The sequence below is a fragment of the Lentzea californiensis genome (genome assembly GCF_024648825.1).
GTDB classification, from domain to species: Bacteria; Actinomycetota; Actinomycetes; order Mycobacteriales; family Pseudonocardiaceae; genus Lentzea; species Lentzea californiensis.
The window spans coordinates 228,018-245,268 of record NZ_JANBBE010000006.1 but is presented as its reverse complement, the minus strand read 5'-3'; the positions used below and the strand labels follow the sequence as shown (position 1 = coordinate 245,268).

The 17,251-nt window shown below is 71.3% G+C and carries 16 protein-coding genes; 6 read left to right on the top strand and 10 right to left on the bottom strand.

The window, feature by feature from the left end; translation table 11 throughout:
• Window positions 1-186 precede the first annotated feature (186 nt).
• From LX88_RS23170 to LX88_RS23155, 4 genes are read right to left on the bottom strand one after another with little or no spacing between them, the layout of a single operon-like run.
• Window positions 187-546 (bottom strand): hypothetical protein, encoded by a 360-nt coding sequence (locus tag LX88_RS23170; protein WP_258949903.1) that lies wholly within the window; start codon window positions 544-546, stop codon window positions 187-189.
• Window positions 543-905 carry a hypothetical protein gene (locus LX88_RS23165; protein WP_258949902.1) on the bottom strand — a complete coding sequence of 121 codons (363 nt, stop codon included), beginning with the start codon at window positions 903-905 and terminating at the stop codon, window positions 543-545. Before LX88_RS23165 ends, LX88_RS23170 begins: the two co-directional genes overlap by 4 nt.
• A 14-nt stretch (window positions 906-919) precedes the next feature.
• Entirely contained in the window at window positions 920-2,566 is a 1,647-nt protein-coding gene (locus tag LX88_RS23160) for an AbeC-like domain-containing protein (protein WP_258949901.1), read from the bottom strand.
• A 10-nt stretch (window positions 2,567-2,576) separates the two neighbouring features.
• Window positions 2,577-3,158, bottom strand: coding sequence for a hypothetical protein (locus LX88_RS23155; RefSeq protein ID WP_258949900.1), 582 nt, complete (start codon window positions 3,156-3,158; stop codon window positions 2,577-2,579).
• A gap of 117 nt (window positions 3,159-3,275) precedes the next feature.
• Here LX88_RS23155 and LX88_RS23150 point away from each other — a divergent pair, with 117 nt between their 5' ends.
• From LX88_RS23150 to LX88_RS23140, 3 genes are all read left to right on the top strand, one after another.
• The gene (locus LX88_RS23150; protein WP_258949899.1) at window positions 3,276-3,872 is read left to right on the top strand and encodes a hypothetical protein; all 597 of its coding nucleotides are present in this window, start codon (window positions 3,276-3,278) and stop codon (window positions 3,870-3,872) included.
• Window positions 3,873-4,132: 260 nt separating this feature from the next.
• Entirely contained in the window at window positions 4,133-4,690 is a 558-nt protein-coding gene (locus LX88_RS23145; protein ID WP_258949898.1) for a hypothetical protein, read from the top strand.
• Complete coding sequence (locus LX88_RS23140; protein ID WP_258949897.1) at window positions 4,656-4,805, top strand: hypothetical protein; 150 nt, start codon at window positions 4,656-4,658, stop codon at window positions 4,803-4,805. Before LX88_RS23145 ends, LX88_RS23140 begins: the two co-directional genes overlap by 35 nt.
• A gap of 38 nt (window positions 4,806-4,843) precedes the next feature.
• On the opposite strand, the gene LX88_RS23135 is transcribed toward LX88_RS23140, so the two are convergent.
• The 3 genes from LX88_RS23135 to LX88_RS23125 all read right to left on the bottom strand — a co-directional run bounded on the left by LX88_RS23135 (window position 4,844) and on the right by LX88_RS23125 (window position 6,614).
• Window positions 4,844-5,704, bottom strand: coding sequence for a DMT family protein (locus LX88_RS23135; protein WP_258949896.1), 861 nt, complete (start codon window positions 5,702-5,704; stop codon window positions 4,844-4,846).
• A 96-nt stretch (window positions 5,705-5,800) separates the two neighbouring features.
• On the bottom strand, window positions 5,801-6,106 hold the full coding sequence (locus LX88_RS23130) for an NIPSNAP family protein (RefSeq protein ID WP_258949895.1): 306 nt from the start codon (window positions 6,104-6,106) through the stop codon (window positions 5,801-5,803).
• A 22-nt stretch (window positions 6,107-6,128) separates the two neighbouring features.
• Entirely contained in the window at window positions 6,129-6,614 is a 486-nt protein-coding gene (locus LX88_RS23125) for a nuclear transport factor 2 family protein (protein WP_258949894.1), read from the bottom strand.
• 94 nt (window positions 6,615-6,708) lie between these two features.
• Here LX88_RS23125 and LX88_RS23120 point away from each other — a divergent pair, with 94 nt between their 5' ends.
• Window positions 6,709-7,455, top strand: a complete 747-nt coding sequence (locus LX88_RS23120; RefSeq protein WP_258949893.1) for a DUF1963 domain-containing protein — start codon at window positions 6,709-6,711, stop codon at window positions 7,453-7,455.
• Window positions 7,456-7,460: 5 nt separating this feature from the next.
• Here LX88_RS23120 and LX88_RS23115 read toward each other — a convergent pair whose 3' ends face one another.
• Window positions 7,461-9,470, bottom strand: coding sequence for an ATP-dependent Clp protease ATP-binding subunit (locus LX88_RS23115; RefSeq protein WP_258949892.1), 2,010 nt, complete (start codon window positions 9,468-9,470; stop codon window positions 7,461-7,463).
• 134 nt (window positions 9,471-9,604) lie between these two features.
• On the opposite strand from LX88_RS23115, the gene LX88_RS23110 reads away from it, so the two are divergent.
• On the top strand, window positions 9,605-11,155 hold the full coding sequence (locus tag LX88_RS23110; protein ID WP_258949891.1) for a substrate-binding domain-containing protein: 1,551 nt from the start codon (window positions 9,605-9,607) through the stop codon (window positions 11,153-11,155).
• 10 nt (window positions 11,156-11,165) lie between these two features.
• On the opposite strand, the gene LX88_RS23105 is transcribed toward LX88_RS23110, so the two are convergent.
• Window positions 11,166-11,876 (bottom strand): class I SAM-dependent methyltransferase, encoded by a 711-nt coding sequence (locus LX88_RS23105; RefSeq protein ID WP_258949890.1) that lies wholly within the window; start codon window positions 11,874-11,876, stop codon window positions 11,166-11,168.
• Window positions 11,877-11,953: 77 nt separating this feature from the next.
• Between LX88_RS23105 and LX88_RS23100 the strand changes: the two genes are divergently transcribed.
• Window positions 11,954-16,051 (top strand): alpha-(1->3)-arabinofuranosyltransferase, encoded by a 4,098-nt coding sequence (locus tag LX88_RS23100; RefSeq protein ID WP_258949889.1) that lies wholly within the window; start codon window positions 11,954-11,956, stop codon window positions 16,049-16,051.
• Here the strand turns inward: LX88_RS23100 and LX88_RS23095 are convergent, their stop codons facing one another.
• Window positions 16,052-17,230, bottom strand: coding sequence for a lipopolysaccharide biosynthesis protein (locus tag LX88_RS23095; RefSeq protein WP_258949888.1), 1,179 nt, complete (start codon window positions 17,228-17,230; stop codon window positions 16,052-16,054).
• Window positions 17,231-17,251 lie beyond the last annotated feature (21 nt).

Sequence of the window (17,251 nt, the reverse complement as noted above, 5' to 3'; positions counted from 1 at the left end):
GTGCTGTGTTCCGCAGTACGGCCGGATCTGGCACCGCGGGCTCTGTGCCGGCCGGCGCGAGTGCGTCCACGACCACTGCCGCCAGCGCGGTGATGATCGGTGAGGTGGTCCTGCCGGCCCGCCTGTCCAGCACCACGCGCAGACGGGCGGCCGCCACCTGCTCAGCGGTCGGGTTCAAGGGCTCGGTCACGGGGTGCCTCGCCCTTCGTCGGCGGGAAGTTCCTGCTCGAGCTCTCTCAGAAGAGGGTTGAGCACGCGCTCGGTGAGGGCGTCCAACAACTTCAGCTCCTCCGGGCCCGCGAGGTCCGATTCAGCCAGTGCGGTCATGACCTCGAACCCCACCGCCCTCTTGCGCGAGGATTCGTCGACGACGTAGGCGAGCACCTCGAAGAAGCGCTTCGACCACTCCTCCCGGCGGCCCTGCGCTTCGCGCTGTTCGGTCGCGCGATCGCCCGCCCTCGCGTTCATCCTCGCACCCAGGACCGCGCCACCTGCGGTGCAGACGGCGGCGATGAGGGCTGCGGCGACGGGCAGCCAGGGACTCACGCGCCGAACGCCGAGTCGACCGCCTTCGTCAACTCGCCGACCGTCTCGACGAGCGGTGCGACGGGCCGGACCATGATGTTGAGCCGCTCGAGGGTCCGCGCGACCGCGCCTCGATCGGGCTCGGCCGAGTCCAGTTCGTCCTGCAGTTCCTCGGCGACCTCGTCGACCGCGTCGGGGAGTTCCGCGCGGTGGCGTTCCAGCAACGTCATCAGCTCGGTCACCAGGTCGCTGGTCGTCGGCGACGCGGTGAACCGGAGGCCGTGGCTGATCGCGCGGGCATGCTGGCCAACCGCCTGGTTGCCGACGTTGCTCACCCCGCCGAACTGCTGGACGCCGTGGTTCGGTGAGTTGTCCGGCATCGGTCTTGCTCCTGTCACGTCGGTTTCCCGGCGGTGGGTTCGGGGGTGGCGAAGTGCGCGGTCGCGGTGGCCTCGCTGCCGATCGCCTGGTTGCCCACGTTGCTGATGCCGCCGGTCTGGATGACGCCCTGGTTGAGGATCGTCATCTGGCGGTTGCGGAACTCGGTGGTGTCCACGCCGCGCTCGTCGAGGAAGTCCAGCAGGGCGGCCAGCACGTGGCGTTCGATCAGCTTGAGGTGCTTCGCGGCGTCGGTCTTCTGGAAGTAGTTGTGGTAGTTGGCGTCCGTGGCCTCCTCGCGGACGCTGAAGCGGGCGCCGTAGCTGTAGCCGAGGTCCTGCAGTGCGATCGCCCGCTCCACGGTGCGGTGCCGTTGCCAGCGCCAGTGGAAGGTCGCGTCGCGCACCACGCGGAGGGGAGCGCGCGGCACCGCGCTGGACAGTCCGCTCGCCGCTCTGGCCAGCATGCGACCGATCGCGCCCGCGGTGAGCACCGGGCTGATCCGGTCCACGTCGTGGTACTGCTGCCACAACGGGCCCAGCACGGTGCGGTCGCACTGCAGGTAGAGAAGCCGGCCGTCGGTGGAGAAGTGCAGGAACGTGCTCGCGACCACCTCGCTGCCCCACGACGGGACCTGCGCGCACAGGTAGTGCCTCGCCGAGCCGTGGGGGCGCGCGGCGAGCCGGGCCAGGTCCTCGACCTGGAGTTGTTGATGTGGCGCCTGATCGCGCTCGGGCAGGAGGGCCGGGTGCATGGTGAGCGCGTTGCCGCTGACGAAGGCCCGCTCGGTGAGGAACAGTCCGGGCAGTTCGTCGGGCCCTGCGCCGATGCCCGCCAGCCGGTCGCGCACGTGGCCGACCAGTTCGACGGTGTCGAGCGGCACCACGTTCTCGGTGCCGGCATCGGAATCAGGTCGTAGCGACGGCAGGGCGAACGACCACGTCGACACCAGCGGGCCGTGGCCGGCGAACGGGGCGAAACCGTCGTAGACCGTCACGTTCCCGCGTTCGGCCTCGTCGACCGCCTCGAGCCGGTCCGCCAACCACGCCTGGCCTGCGGGCAGCGCGGGCGCGTCCTCCGGGCGGAACGCGGCGCGGGTGAGCTCGCTCAGCAGCGTCTGGCGGGTCCGCCACTCGTTCCACACCACCAGCGCGTACATGACCAGGCCGATCAGCACCGCGAGCCAGGGCAGGCCGACCAGCCAGTCGTCGACCGGGGGCTCCGGCCGCGAACGGCTCCGCGTCGCTTCCGGGGCGGTGCCGAGCGCGGACACGATCGACACGCTCACGAACACCAGGACGGCCAGCGCGACGAGCGCGAACACGGCGTCGCGCAACCTGCGGGACTCCGCGGCGCGCCGGGCGAGACCACCGGCGACGGGCAGGACCACCAGCAGCGCCAGGACCGTCCACAGTGGAGAGGCGACGAGGGCCAGTGCCGTCGCCGCGAGCAGGCACCAGTCCCGCACCTGGCGTTGCCGGATCCCGGCCAGCGCGTGCAACAGCACCGGGCGCAGTGAGAACCCGACCGACGGCGCCACCGCGTGCAGGTCCTCGGTTACCAGGGCTTCGGTCATCCGTTCGGCGAAGCCCTCGTCGGTCCTGGCCGCGACACACAGATATCGAGTCGTGTCGTCGGGGGAGAAAGCGGTCGGCCGGCTCATCGATGCTCCTTCACCACAACGACTTCGGTGCGTTGGTACGGCGTTCGCGGTTCACCGGTTTCCGGCGCTGCAAGGCGACGACGGCGCCGAGCACCGAGCCGAACAGGACGCCGAACATCGCCGACGAGCTGAGTTGGCTGAGGAAGAACTCCTCGGACTGGCCGGGAATGATGTAGGGAAGAGCGGCTCTCGTGTCGAGCAGAGCCACCCCCACCACACTGGAAGCCAGCCCGGCGGCCACCGCGCTGAGCGTCGTCAGTCCCACGGTGGCGACGAACAGACCAGCGCCTCCCGCAGCATCACTGACCCAGCGCGACACCCTGGACAGCCCGGCGACGGCCAGCAGCACGAACACCACCGTCCGCAGGTTCGCGAACCAGAACAGGAACGAGCCGGCGCGGTCGACGTCCACGTGCCAGCTCGGATAGGACAACACCACGTTGGCGAAGCGGAACGCGGATTCGGAGCCGGACAACGCGAGGGTGAGCTCCTCGTTCACCCACGGGTTGCCGACGAGCACGACGAAGCCGGCCAGCACGGCGACGCCAGGCGAGAACGCACGGCGTGAGTGAGGTTCCCCCTGTTCAGTCACACCGGCAAACCTAGATCCATTGCAGGTCGCGTGGCGACGGCCGATCGGCCTATGCGCGGGGAGAAGTCCCACAACGGCGCGCGAGGTCGAAATCCGCTGTCGTGCAAGGATTTCCCCGTGGACGTGGACTTGTTCGTGCCGGAGCTGATCAAGCGGAACTGGGCCTGGGTCGATCTCAACTCACCGTGCGGTGCCCTGCCGCGGTGGATCGATCGCGCGGGCGACCTGGTGACCGACGGGCCGATCGTCTGGTCCACGCCGGACGACGCGCCCTTCGGTGAGAGGGCCTACGAGGTTCCGCCGGGGACCTACCCGGTCTTCGTCGGCGTGGACGGTTACGACGAACCCGGCGGGACGCGGTACGACGTGCGCGTCGTGTTCATCGCGCTGGCCGGGCCCGAAGAACTCGCCACGGCCGAGTGGCGGCACGACCAGGCCGGCCTCATGACCATCGAGGGCTACACCTGTCTGGCCAGTCAGAAGGCCACCGGATTCCTCACGGCGGAGACCCTCGGCCGGCTCAGGGAAGAGGTGCTGTCGGCCGGGAGCGTTCACCGGAGGGGGCCTTGGCCCGACGAGGTCGTCGACCAGGAATCCGGGCTCAACGTGATGCTGTTCCCGGCCGACGACTGCGGCCTGGGCGTGTCGTGCGTCGAGCTCGTGGCCGGAGACGGGGAACTCGCCGGTCTGCTCCACTTCAGCTACGGCATCTGACGGCGTCCTCCCGCTCATCGAGGTTCCTTTCGCCCATTCCTCGTGGTTCCACGATGAGGCGTCGGGTTCCGCGCGTCATCCTCCTCTTCAAGAGGGCCGCGGGCCGTTGCCCGTGGCCCGTGCTGTGATGAAGTGATCTCCAGGGGTCCTGTCCACTTCAACGACGAAGTCGACTGGCCTGAGGTGTTCGGGGAACACATCTCCCGCCCAGCCTCGCCGATCCCCGCAACCCGCGGCGGTCGGCCTACGTCAAGACGACGGTGTTGATCGAGGGCGGGCTCAAGGAGATCGACGACCAGCTGTCCGGCCGCAACTCGCGCAGCCGCGACGAGCTCGCGGGCGCGCGGCTGACGCGCGAGATCGTGGTGCGGCGCGCCGGCGGGATCGCCGCCGGGCTGCCCGGCGCCACCCGTGTCGGCGAGGGCGCGTTCCGCGACCGCCATGCGCAGCCGGCTGGCCAGGTACTGGCGGTCCCGGTGTACGAGGAGGGCCTGCGGCTGCTGGACGTGCGGTTCCGTCCCGGCACCACCGCGCGGGGGCTCAGCCTGATGGCGTCCGCGCTGACGTCGGGTTTCGCCCAGCAGGTCGCCGGCGCCTCCGGTGACGCCGGAAGTCCACAAGGGACTTTTTCGCGGGACGGCAGGCGAACCGCGACGCGCGACTGCGTGCGACGTGTAGTCTCGGGGGTGACCGGGACTGCACTCGTCAGTTGTCCGGAACCCCCATGGCGCCGTGCGACAGCTCGCCGTGAGCACGCACAGGACGCGGAGAAAGTCGGAAACCATGCAGCCAGAGAACGGGCTCTTCAGCCACCCTGACGTCGACCTCCCGGACACGACGCCCGGTTCGTCGCCCGACGAGGAGCAGCGGTCCTACACCGGTCTGTTCCGCGAACCGGCCGGCGTGCCGCAGGACACCGCCGACACGATCTAAGTCTCAGACCGGGCCCTGCGTCACCGCGCGCGAGCGCCTCACGACCGCGCGCCGGCCGGTGTCTTGGAACGGTCCTTCTGCCCGGTCTCGGCCGCGTAGTGGGCGACGGCGATCGCTCCGGTGATCGCCAGGACGAATCCGGCGGCGGCCGCGGTCGTGTAGCCGTCGCGGACGCGGTCGTCGAGGTAGATCAGGCCGACGGCCGACGACAATGCCGTGTTGGTGGTGAACATGATCGCGGTGACCGAGGTCGCGCCGCCCTTCTGCAGCGCCATCGCGAACAGCACCGCCGCGGCGAGACCGTTGAGGGCGATCGCCCAGGCCGCCGGTTCCAGGACGAGCCGCCACACGGCGTCCGGGAAGTCGAGCGCCCGCGCCGAGATGCCGACGACGCTGTAGGAGACACCGGCGCCGAAGGCCAGCGCCACCGTCGCCCAGACGTGGTGGTGGCGCCGGGCGTAGAGGGCGATTCCCGCCACCGGTATCGCCATGCACACGAGGACCCAGCGCCACTGCGGTGGCAGGGACTGCGCCGGACCCGGTTCGGCGGACACGCCCAGCAGGATCAGCCCGGTCGCGCCGACGCCCAGCGCGGCCCATCCCGGTGTGCCGAGGCGGGAGCCCAGGAAGACGGAGATCGTGGCCGTCACGCCGACGCTGAACGCCAGCATCGACTGGACGAGGAACAGCGGCAGCCGGTGCAGCGCCATGGCCGCGAGCGCGAATCCCACCAGGTCCACGCCGAGACCGAGGAAGTAGAGCCACTGACGCCGGAGGGCGATGAGGTCGAGCGACGAGCCGCCGTACGCGCCGGCGCGCTGGACACCGGTGGACGCCAGGACCGAGCCACTGCCTGACGCCAGGGTCGCCAGCACAGCGAGGATGTATCCCAGTGCCATTCGTCCATTGTGGCATTCGGTTCTGCGGCGATCTCGCGCACGGGGTCCAGCCCCAGGTCAGGGGGTGCGGGATGTGGTCGCGCTCACCTCAGTGCCTCAGCGCAGCCCGGACCGGGGAGTCGGCTCCAGCCGGACCGTGGACTCGGGCCGGCCCACCAGCTCGGACACCGTGCCGGCCACGGCCGCGCACCGGGGATGGCTGTGGACGGACTCCAGGACGCGTGCGCGGTCCGCGTCGTCCTCGAAGCGCCGGATCCAGACGAACGAGTCGCCGGCCGCGGTGAAGGACCCGACGACCGTCATCCCCCTCTCCTGGTGCAGCGGGATGACGGTGTCGTCCATGTAGCGGGCCAGCTCCGCGCCGTGGCCGGGCGGGCGTGTTCCGTGCGGATCGTAGAACACGGGTGTGCCTCCCAGGCGGCGGTCAGGACGTGGATGCGATCCGGGAGGCCGCGAGCGCGTAGACGTCCGGCGACCCCTCCCACGGGCAGGTGCGCCGTACGGCCCAGCGGGTGATGAGCCAGTTGCCGTCGACCTTGCGCAGCGCCAGCTCCCAGGAGCCCCGCATCGTGCAGAAGTCGACGACGCCGGGAGCCGCGGGAACGTGGTGGTAGGCGATCACGTGCACCCGGCACTCGGCTGCGTCGCCCGCTAGCCGCACCTGCGGGTTCGAGGCGGCGTGGTGGGTGCTGCCGAAGCCTTCGAGGGTGCCGCGGGCCAGTTCGACCAGATCGGCGGCCGCCACGGTCGCCGGCGGCCTGCCGAAGTGGTGGGTCGACAGGTCCAGCAGCACCTCGCCGGCGAACAGCCGCCGCAGCGCGGTCCAGTCCCGGTCGTCCTGCGCGTGGGCGAGCCCGGCGACGACCTCGGCGATGGCCGTCCGATCGGTCAGTTCTTCGAGCGTGCTCACGCCCGCACCTCAGTTCCCGTGGTCGTGCGTCCGATCAGCGGAAGCACCAGACGGCTGGGACGGGACGGTCCCGGCACCCGACGTGGAGCGGTGGATGGAGCTCGTCCGCCCGTCCGCGCTTCTCACACCGGACGGGGACGGGCCGGTGGTGGGCCGGTTCGGTGGCCCGATCCTGCTTCCCGCCGGCGTCGAGACGCAGGGCTACCCCCTGGTCGCCACCATCGACTGCGCCGCGCTCCCGAGGGAGGCGACGGACCTTCCGCTGCCGTCCGACGGCAAGCTGCTGTTCTTCGGTTATCCGGAGGAGCACGGCATGGGCGAGCTGGTGTACGTGCCGGAAGGCGCGGCTGTCGAGGAACGACAGCTGGATCCTTCGTCCTATCCGGCCTGCAGCGAGGACTTCGCGGAGATCTGCGACGAGTTCCAGCAAGGCGAGATCCGCCTCACGCTCGACGTGTCCCTGCCCTTCGTCGGCCCGGTCGGCGCACCGCCACCCGTCTACCTCGTGCCGGTGCCGGGGCACCTCCACTCCGAGGCGCTGGCCGACGTGTGGACGGACCAGTGGGGCGGAGCGAGCGTGGTGCTGGGCGGGTACGGCACGGACTGCAACGGGAGTGCCGCGACCGAGTCGGCCGCCTACTTAGCGGCCGAGGACGAGCGGAAGGGGCGATGGCCCGGTGGTGGTACGCCGTCGTCCGACACGGCCGACTGGGTTTTGTTGCTGGAGTTCAACGTGCACAGGTCCGGCGGGGGTGCCGCGATCTTCTGGGCGATCCAGCGCGACGACCTGGTCGCACGACGCTTCGACCGCACCCAGGTCCTCGTGGACTGGAATCCCTGACCGGGTCAGTCCGGGACGCCGGTGATGGTCAGGGTCAGTTCCGCGTCGGTGACCGTCACGACGGCGTGCTGCCCGCCGCTCAGCTCGCCCGCGAGCAGGGCACGGGACAGCCGCCGGTCGAGCTCCCTGCCGATGGTGCGCCGCAACGGCCGTGCGCCGTACTCGGGCACGTGGCCGCGGGCGGCGAGCCAGTCGACGGCCTGCTCGTCCACGTCCAGCGTGATGTTCTGCTCGCGCAGCCGTTGCCGGGTGGGTTCGAGCAGCAGCGAGGTGATCCGCCGCAACTGAACGGCGTCCAGCCCGCGGAACAGGATGATCTCGTCGAGGCGGTTGAGGAACTCCGGTCGGAAGCTGCGGCGGACCGCCGCCATCAACGATTCCCTCAGCTGCTCGGCCGCAACACCCGTGCCGGCTGCGGCGAGGAGCTGGCCGGCACCGATGTTGCTGGTCATGATGATCACGGTGTTGGAGAAGTCGGCGGTGCGTCCCCCGGCGTCGGTGAGCCTGCCCGTGTCGAGCACCTGCAGCAGGGTGTTGAAGACGTCGGGGTGCGCCTTCTCGATCTCGTCCAGCAGCAGGACCGAGTACGGGGCGCGCCGGACCGCGCCGGTGAGCTGACCGGCCTCCTCGTGGCCGGCGTACCCCGGTGGCACGCCGATCAGCCGCGCGACCGCGTGCGCTTGCGAGAACTCGCTCATGTCGAACCGGATCAGCCGGTCCTCCGAGCCGAAGAGCGCTTCGGCCAGCGCTCGCGCGACCTCGGTCTTGCCGACGCCGGTCGGGCCGAGGAACAGGAAGGAGCCGACGGGCCGGTCCGGGTGCTTGAGGCCCGCGCGGCCCTGGCGCACCGCGTCGGCGACCGCCTCGACCGCCTCGTCCTGCCCGACGATCCGCTGGTGCAGCTGGTCTTCCAGGTGCAGCAACCGGTGTCGTTCCGCCTCGGTGAGCTGGGCGACGGGGATGCCCGTGCTGCGGGACACGACCTCGGCGACGTCGTTCGCCGAGACCTGGGGCGCGTCGGCCAGTGCGGCGCGGGCGGCCTCCAGTCCGGCGACAGCACGGTCGAGCTCTCCGGCGAGGAACGCCGCGTCCTCGCCCTGTGCGGCGTCCTTCTCCCGTTCCAGCCGCCGCACCCGCTGTTCGAGCCGCACCGGGTCCGGCGGTAGCGCGGACTTCTCCCGCAGCCGGACCCGCGCACCCGCGCGGTCCACCAGGTCCACGGCCTTGTCCGGCAGGAACCGGTCGGTGACGTAGCGGGCCGACAGTTCCACGGCGGACACGAGTGCCTCGTCCGAGATCCGCACGCCGTGGTGCATCTCGTAGCGGGCGCGCAGCCCGCGGAGGATGGCGATCGCCTCGGCGACCGACGGTTCGGCGACCGCGATCGGCTGGAACCGCCGCTCCAGGGCGGCGTCCCTCGCGATGTACCGCCGGTAGTCCTCGGCCGTGGTGGCCCCGATGACCTGCACCCGTCCGGACGTGAGCACGGGCTTGAGGATGGTCGCGGCGTCCATCGGCGCGCCTTCCGCACTGCCCGCGCCCACCACGACGTGCAGCTCGTCGATGAACAGGACCACCATCCGGTCCGCCGCGGTCACCTCCTCGATGACGCCTTCGAGCCGTTCCTCGAACTCGCCGCGGTACTTCGCCCCGGCGACCATGCCCGCGAGGTTCAGCGAGATCAGCCGCCTGCCGCTCAGCGTGGCGGGCACCTCGCCGCTCGCGATCCGTGCCGCGATGCCCTCGACGACGGCGGTCTTGCCCACGCCGGGATCCCCGATCAGGACGGGGTTGTTCTTGGTGCGCCGCGACAACACCTCGAGCACCTCGTCGATCACGTCCTCCCGGCCGATCACCGGGTCCAGCAGGCCGTCCCGCGCCGCGGCGGTGAGGTCGCGCCCGAAGCGGTCGGTGCGCCGCGTCGCGGACTGCGGCTCCACCAGCCCGCCGAAGAGCTTTCCGACCAGGTCCTCGAACGAGCGGGACCCGAAGCCGAACACCCAGTCGTCTGCCATCTGCCGCCGTTTCCGCTCGGTCGAGGAGCCTGCGCCTCCGATTCTCCGCCTCCTGGGCGAGGAACACAGGCCAGGCAGGAATCGGAACCGGCGAGTTCTGGTGGTGCCAGAGCTAGTTGTCTAGGGTGTCCGCCATGGTGCGACCACGGCGGGTGACGGCGCCCGTCGCCGGGCTGTCAGTGCTGCTCGTGTTGTCGATCGCCGCCTGGATCGGCGGCGACGTCGTCCTCGACCGGCTCAACGCGACCCGCTGCACGGATCCGGCGACGGTTCTCGTCACCGCGGCGCCCGCGGTCGCGCCGGCCCTGAGCGAGGTCGCGGACGAACTCGGCGCGTCGGAGGACGACTGCTACCGCGTCGAGGTCAAGGCCGAGCCCGCCCGCGAGACGATGACCCGGCTCGTCGCCGGGGAGGCGTCGCCCTCGGTCTGGGTGCCCGAGTCGACGACGTGGTTGCGTCAGGCGCGGGACTCCGGTGCGTGGCGGGTGCCCGAGGCGGGCACCTCCGTCGCGCTGTCGCCGGTCGTGCTCGCCGTCAAGGAGTCCCTGAAGGCCAAGAACTGGCGGGAGCTGATCGGGCCCGGTGCCACCGCGGTCGCCGGCATCGCCGATCCGGCCAAGGACCCGGCCAGCCTGTCGGCGTTGCTGGCGCTGCGCGGGTTCGCGTCGGCGGAGAAGGATCCCGCGGCGGCGACGGTCGCCGCCATCAGGCCCGTGTCCGGTGACTACTCCGAACGGGCCGAGGACCTCTTCGCCCGGCCGCTGGACGTGTTCCCCACCTCCGAACAGGCCCTGGAGCGGCACAACTCCACGCCCGGCGCGACCCGGCTGACGGCGGTCGCCGCGGAGAACCCGTTGCCACCGCTGGACTTCCCGTACGTCGTGCTGCCCGACGCGAACGAGGCGCAGCGGGCGGGGGCGGAGAAGTTCCTGGCACGCCTGCGGTCCGCGGCCGACCTCGGCAGGTTCGGCCTGCGCGCGCCCGACGACCAGGCCGCCGGCCTGGACCAGGGTTTCGTGGACGAGACGTTGCGCCTGTGGAGCGGGCTCACGCTGACCGCGCGGGTGCTGGGCGTCCTGGACGTGTCGGGCTCGATGAACCAGATCGTGCCCAGAACGGGAACGACGCGGATGACGCTGGCCGTCGGCGCGGCCGAACGCGGCCTGGGCATGTTCAAGCCCGGCACGCAGATCGGCCTGTGGAAGTTCTCCACCAGGCTGGACGGCGACAAGGACTACAAGGAGATCATCCCCTTCGCGTCGGTCAAGGAGCACCTCGCGAGCGGCCAGGCCGTCGCCGCGGTCCGGGCGACCAGAGCGACCGCGAACGGCGCCACGGGTCTCTACGACACCACCCTGGCCGCCTACCGGGAGGCGCGGAAGAACTGGGAGCTCGGCCGCATCAACATCGTCGCGATCATGACCGACGGTCGCAACGAGGACCCCGACTCGATCGGTCAGCGGGAGCTGCTGGACGAACTGGCCAAGCTGCAGGACAAGCGCAGGCCGTTGCCCGTCATCGCGATCGGCATGGGCCCGGACGTGGACGTCGGCGAACTGAGGGCGATCGCCGAAGCGACCGGCGGCGGGGCCTTCACCACCGTCGACCCCGCCGGCATCAGCGACATCTTCGCGCAGGCTCTGAGCACGATGCTCTGCCAGCCGCCCGCCTGCCGTCCCCGGTAGCGGACAGGCCTCAGTACGGGTCGTACGGGCTGTCGTGGCCGAACAGCCGCGCGACCGGCCGCAGCCGCAGGCGGAGCAGGACCTTGATCCCCACGTTGCGGAGGAACCAGGGCATCTCGGCGAGCACGCGCCTGCGATCGGCCCAGCTCGGTTGCGTCAAACGGAAGCGCGCGAGGGAGCCCGCCCGGTCCACGTACACGTACCGCTTGCCGCACAGCACCTTCGCGATGATGCCGCAGGTGACTCCGATGGACGAGAACGCGTCGTGGACCAGGATCTCGCCGTCGGGAACGAGGTTCTCCGACCACAGCATGTCGTCGGTGTAGGTCCAGTAGTCGTGCTTGCCGTCGATGTACAGCAGGTCGATGCGTTCGTCCCACTCCCGGCGCAGCGTGGTGCTGTACTCGGCTTCGAGCCGCACGACGTCGGTCAGGCCCGCGCGGGCGAGGTTCTTCTCGAACCGCGTGCGGGTGGGCGTGCCGCCGAACAGCCTGCCCTCGACGAACGGGTCGACGGCGACGACCGTGGCCCCGACGGAGCGCGCCGCTATCCCCAGCACGGTGGTCGATCGGCCCTGGTGACTGCCGATCTCGACGATCCGCGCGCCGGGACCGAGCCGCAGGGCGGCTCTCCACAACATCGTCGCCTGGTCGGCCGTCAGCCACCCCGGGACCTGGTCGCCCAGTTCCCACGCCTGTTCGAACGTGATCGGAGAAGTCATCGCCACCTGCCTGAGCACCGGCCCCAGAACGGTCGTGGTGGCCCAAGATAGCGACAGTCGCCCGCGAGCACTACCCGGTGGTAACTTCCTGCGCCATCAAGAGCCTGAAGATCGCACATCGGAACCCGACGACGTGGGTGCTCCTCGCACTCACGGTGCTGTCGTTCGCGCAACGGTTCGGAACGGCCACGTTCGACACCAAGCTCGACCTGGCCGTCAACCCTGCCGGGTTCCTGGGCAGAGCGCTGCACCTGTGGAATCCCGCCGCCACGGCCGGTGAGTTGCAGAACCAGGCCTACGGCTACTTCTTCCCGATGGGGCCGTTCTTCGCGGCCGGCCAGGTCCTGGGCATACCCGCGTGGGTCACCCAACGGCTTTGGTGCGCGCTGCTGCTCTGCCTCGCGTTCTACGGGGTGCTGAGGCTGGCCCGCGCGCTCGGCATCGGCCATGAGCCGACGAGGTACGCCGGTGCGCTGGCCTACGCGCTGGCCCCTCGGGTGCTGACCGAGATCGGGCCGCTGTCCGCGGAGATGCTGCCCGCCGTCATGCTGCCGTGGGTGCTGCTGCCGCTGGTGCTGGCCGACCGGATCGGGTCGCCGCGCCGTGCCGCGGCCCTGTCGGCGCTCGCGGTGCTCGGGATGGGCGGCGTCAACGGCGCGATGGTCGTGATGGCGCTGGTCCTCCCGGGGATCTGGCTGCTGACGCGCACGTGGAACCGCGCGCACGTGAAGCTGCTGCTGTGGTGGTCCGGCTGCGTCCTCGCGGTCTCGCTGTGGTGGATCTTCCCGCTGCTGCTGCTCGGGCGGTACAGCCTGCCGTTCCTCGACTACATCGAGTCGGCGGCGAACACCACCGCGCCCATGTCGTTGTTCCAGGTGCTGCGCGGCACGAACCAGTGGGTCGCGTACGTGCTGCAGGGCGAACCGTGGTGGCCCAACGGGTTCATCCTGGTCGACAACCCCGCGCTGATGGCCGGCACCGCCCTGGTGGCGCTCATCGGCGTCGTCGGACTGGCCCGGCTGGGGCTGCCGGAACGCCGTTTCCTGGTGCTCGGCACGCTGGCGGGGCTGACGCTGCTGACCGTCGGGTACGTCGGATCGCTCGACTCGCCGCTCGCCGAGGTGGTGCGCGGACTCCTGGACGGGCCGCTCGCACCCCTGCGCAACGTGCACAAGTTCGAGCCGGTCGTGCGGCTGTGCCTGGTCCTCGGCTTCGTCCACGGGCTGCACCTGTCCCGGCCGACCGGGTTGCGTGCCGCTCCCGAGCACTGGCGGCGAAGGGTCCGCACCGGGGTCGCGCTCCTGCTGATCGTGGTCGTCTCGGCACCCGCGTGGCTGCTGACCCTGCGGCCCGGCCAGGGGTGGTCGGACGTGCCGGCCCACTGGCGCGAGGCGGCGGGATGGCTCGCGGAACAGGACGGCAGGGCGAGGACGTTGTTGTTGCCCGCCACCGGGTTCGGCCAGTACACCTGGGGCAGGACCGTGGACGAGCCGATGCAGGCGCTCGCGCAGGCCCCGTGGGCGGTGCGCAACCAGGTACCGCTCGGGTCCGAGGGCAACACCCGCTACATGGACGCCGTCTACGACTCGCTCTCGGACGGGCGCGGCTCGGCGGGACTGGCGGACTTCCTCGCGCGCGGAGGATATCGGTTCCTGTTGCTGCGCAACGACATCGCGCGCGAACCGACGGGCTCGCCACCGCTCACCGTGCTGCGCCAGGCGCTCCAGGGATCACCCGGCATCGAGCGCGTCGCCCAGTTCGGGCCCGAGGTGAGGATGAGCGACCAGCGGCTCGTCAGCTCGGTGGACGCCGACGCGACCGGCAACGCGCTGGAGGTCTTCGAGGTGAAGCGGACCGTCCCGGTCGTCACCGCCGTCGCCGACGCGGACGTGCCGACGGTGAGCGGGGGACCGGAGTCGTTGCTGCCGTTGCTGTCCCAGGGACTCGTCGAGGCGGACCAGCCCGTCGTCCTCGCGGGCGACGCCGGGGGGCGGACCGGGCAGCTGCTCGTCACCGACGGCCTCAGGCGCAAGGAGCGCAACGTCGGCAGGGTGTCCGACAACCTCAGCCAGACGATGTCCGCGGACGAGGCGTCGAGACAGGGACGCGTCGCGCTGGACGTGTCCCCGTTCCAGGACCCCCGGCACCAGACCGTCGCCGAGTACCGCGGCATCCGGGCCGTGCGGGCCTCCACGTCGACCGCGTACGCCGACTCGGCGGGGGCGATCGACCCGGCGAACTCGCCGTTCGCGGCGGTGGACGGCGACGGCGGGTCCGCGTGGCACTCGTCGAGCTTCACCGGGCCCGCCGGGCAGTGGCTGGAGATCGACCTCGACACCCCGCGCTCGGTCGGCGAGGTGACTCTCGACCTGGTCGACGACCTGCGGGTGGGCTGGGCGGTCACGCGGATCAGGCTCACCACGGACGCGGGGGAGAGCGAGCACGACGTCCCGTCCGGCGGCGGCCGGCACGCCTACCCCGTCCGCCCCGGTCTCACCGGCAGCGTGCGCGTCACGGTCCTCGGTGTCGCCGCCGACAGGCAGGACGGCAACGTCGGCGTCAAGGAGCTGAGCGTGCCGGACATGACGGCGCAGCGGGCGCTGCGCGTGCCCCGCGACCAGGACGCGGCCAGGCCCGGCTTCTCGTTCACGCGGGGCAGCCAGTCACGTCCGGCCTGCTACCGCACCGACGGCACGGTGCGGTGCGACTCGTCGCTGTCCCGGTTCGGCGAGGAGGTCAACGGGCTCACGCGGCTGTTCCGCACCTCGGCCGACGGCAAGTTCGCGGTGAACGCCACCGTCGTGCCGTCGGCCGGCGCGAAGAACCCGGTGACGCCGGAGGGCCTGACGATCACGGGCACGACCTCGCTCGCGGGCGACGTCGCGGCGAGCCCGCTGTCCGCTGTGGACGGTGATCCGGGCACGTCCTGGGTGCCGGACGTGACGGACCTGCGGCCCACGCTGACGCTGGCCTGGAAGGGAAAGCGCACTCTCTCGGAGTTCCGGATCGAGAGCGTGCGAGGTGCCAGGACACCGGTCGAGCTGGAGGTGCGCACAGACGCGGGCACCGAGGTGGTGCGCGTCGGTTCGGACGGCTTCGTCGCGATCAGACCGGCGGACACCGAGAAGCTCGAACTGGTCGTGCGCGAGTCGGGCGGCGTGGGGCCGGCCGAGATCGGTGAGCTCCGGGTGCCCGCGCTCGACGGCGTGCTGAAACCGGTGCCCGCGACGACGCCGTTCACCGTGCCGTGCGGCAAGGGTCCCGTCATCGACGTCGACGGGAAGAAGATCAACAGTTCGGTGTCCGGGGTGCTCGGTGACGTCACGGCCCACCGCCCGCTGAAGGCGGTGCTGTGCGACGACGACCTGGCGACCGCCCTGGAGCTGCCGGCCGGCGACCACGTGCTGACCACGTCGCGGTCCGACTCGTTCGTGGTGCAGGACGTCTCCGTGACCCACGTCGAACTCCCGAAACCCGGTGCGACACACCGGGAAGTCACCATCGGCACCTGGGACGCCACCGAACGGGAGGTCACCGTCGCGCCGGGGGCCAAGGCGTTGCTCGTGGTGTCCGAGAACGTCAACGACGGCTGGACGGCGACCCTGAACGGGCAGGTGCTGGAGAAGGTCCGGGTCGACGGCTGGCAGCAGGCGTACGTCCTGCCCGAGGGCGATGGCGGCGTGGTCGCGCTGGAGTTCGGCCCGGATACCCGATACCGGACGGGCCTGCTGGCCGGCGCCCTGGGAGTGCTCGCGGTGCTCCTGCTCGCCGTGGTCCCCGTGCGGCGGCGGGTGGCGTTCGTGGCACCGTCGGGCAGTCGCTGGCTGATGGTCGCGATGCTCGTGCTGCTGGCCGTGCTCGGCGGCATGCTGCCGATCGTGGCGGTGATCGCGTGCCTGCTGGCGCGGGAGTTCTGGCCGGCGGCGCCGAAGGTGATCGCGGTGAGCGGGGTCGCGCTGGGATCGGGTGCCGCGGTGCTCGGCCGGATCCTCGGCCACGGCCAGGAGTGGGCCTACGTCCCGCTGGCCCAGGCGGCCTTGCTGGTGGCGGTCTCGGCGGTGGTCGCGGCCGCGTTCGGCCCGTTCGGGAAGCGCCCTGATCCCCCAGCGCCCGATTCCTCAGCACCCGATCCCGCAGCGCCCGATCCCGCAGCACCCGGCCCCGTCGTGCCGTGATCAGGCCCGCTTCGTGCCGCGGGCCTCGATGACGGTGCCCGCGATCACCAGTCCCGCCGTCGCGAGCAGCGCGCCGGTGACGACCTGACCGACGGAGTCGTTGAGCCACAGGGTGATCAGCGCGACCTCGGCGGCCACCGCGATCCACACCGCGACGGTGGACCGCCGGTCGCCGCTCGCGATCCGGGAGAACAGCAGCAGCTGCACCAGCGCCAGGCAGGAACCCATGAGAGCGAACTGCCACAACGGAATCGCGTCGCCGTGGTAGTTCGAGCCACCGATCAACGACACGCCCAGCGGCCCGAACAGCGCGCAGCCCGCGATTACGAACACGTCCAGGCCAGCACACACCGCCAGTGCCTTCGGCAGCATGCGGCGGCGGTCGTCCGCGTCGGCCATGCGGGGCAGTACGAGCACGCCCACCGCCTGCGGCAGCCAGTACGCGATCTTCGTGACGACCGCTCCCACGGCGTAGCCGCCCGCTTGGGCGGCGAGCTGGTGCCGGGCCAGCACGAGGTCGAGGTTCACCAGCAGCACCAGCGCCAGCATGGCCTGGGACGCGTGCATCACCTCGGCCCCGCCCGCGGGCCGCGCCGGACGCGGACCGCCGCACAGCCGCCACCCGGTCAGCACGACCAGGAACGAGCCGATGGCCGTCCCCGCCAGCACCGAGGTCGACGAGGGCGACAGCCACAGCCCGATCACCCCGCCGCCCACCTTGCCGAGCCCTTCCAGCGACACCAGCAACGCCAGCGCGCCGAACCGGTGCGTTCCCTGCAGAAGTCCGTGCAGGACACCGAGAACCGTCAGCGGGGCCAGGGACAGCGCCAGCCACACGACCGGCCACGGACCGTCGAGGTGCAGCAGACCGGCGAGCAGCGGCACGAGGGCCAGTGTCAGCACGGTCATGCCCGCGCTCACGCTCAGACCCAGTCCGAACAGGGGGCGCGGGCCGAGGCTCGTCACCCGCAGGGCGGCGACGGTCTGCAGGCTCATCGCCGGCACCACGCCGATGACCACGAGCGCGAGCAGCGCGCTGAGCTCGCCGAAGATCGCGGGTGCCAGAGCCCGTGCGGCCGCGATGGTCAGCACGTAGCTCGCGGCGTTGGCGCCCAGCAGCGCGCCCGTGATCAGCAGGGCGTCCAGGCGGGTGGTGGTGGTCGTCGCCGGAGCGGACACGCGGGATCCTTCCGGTCTGCC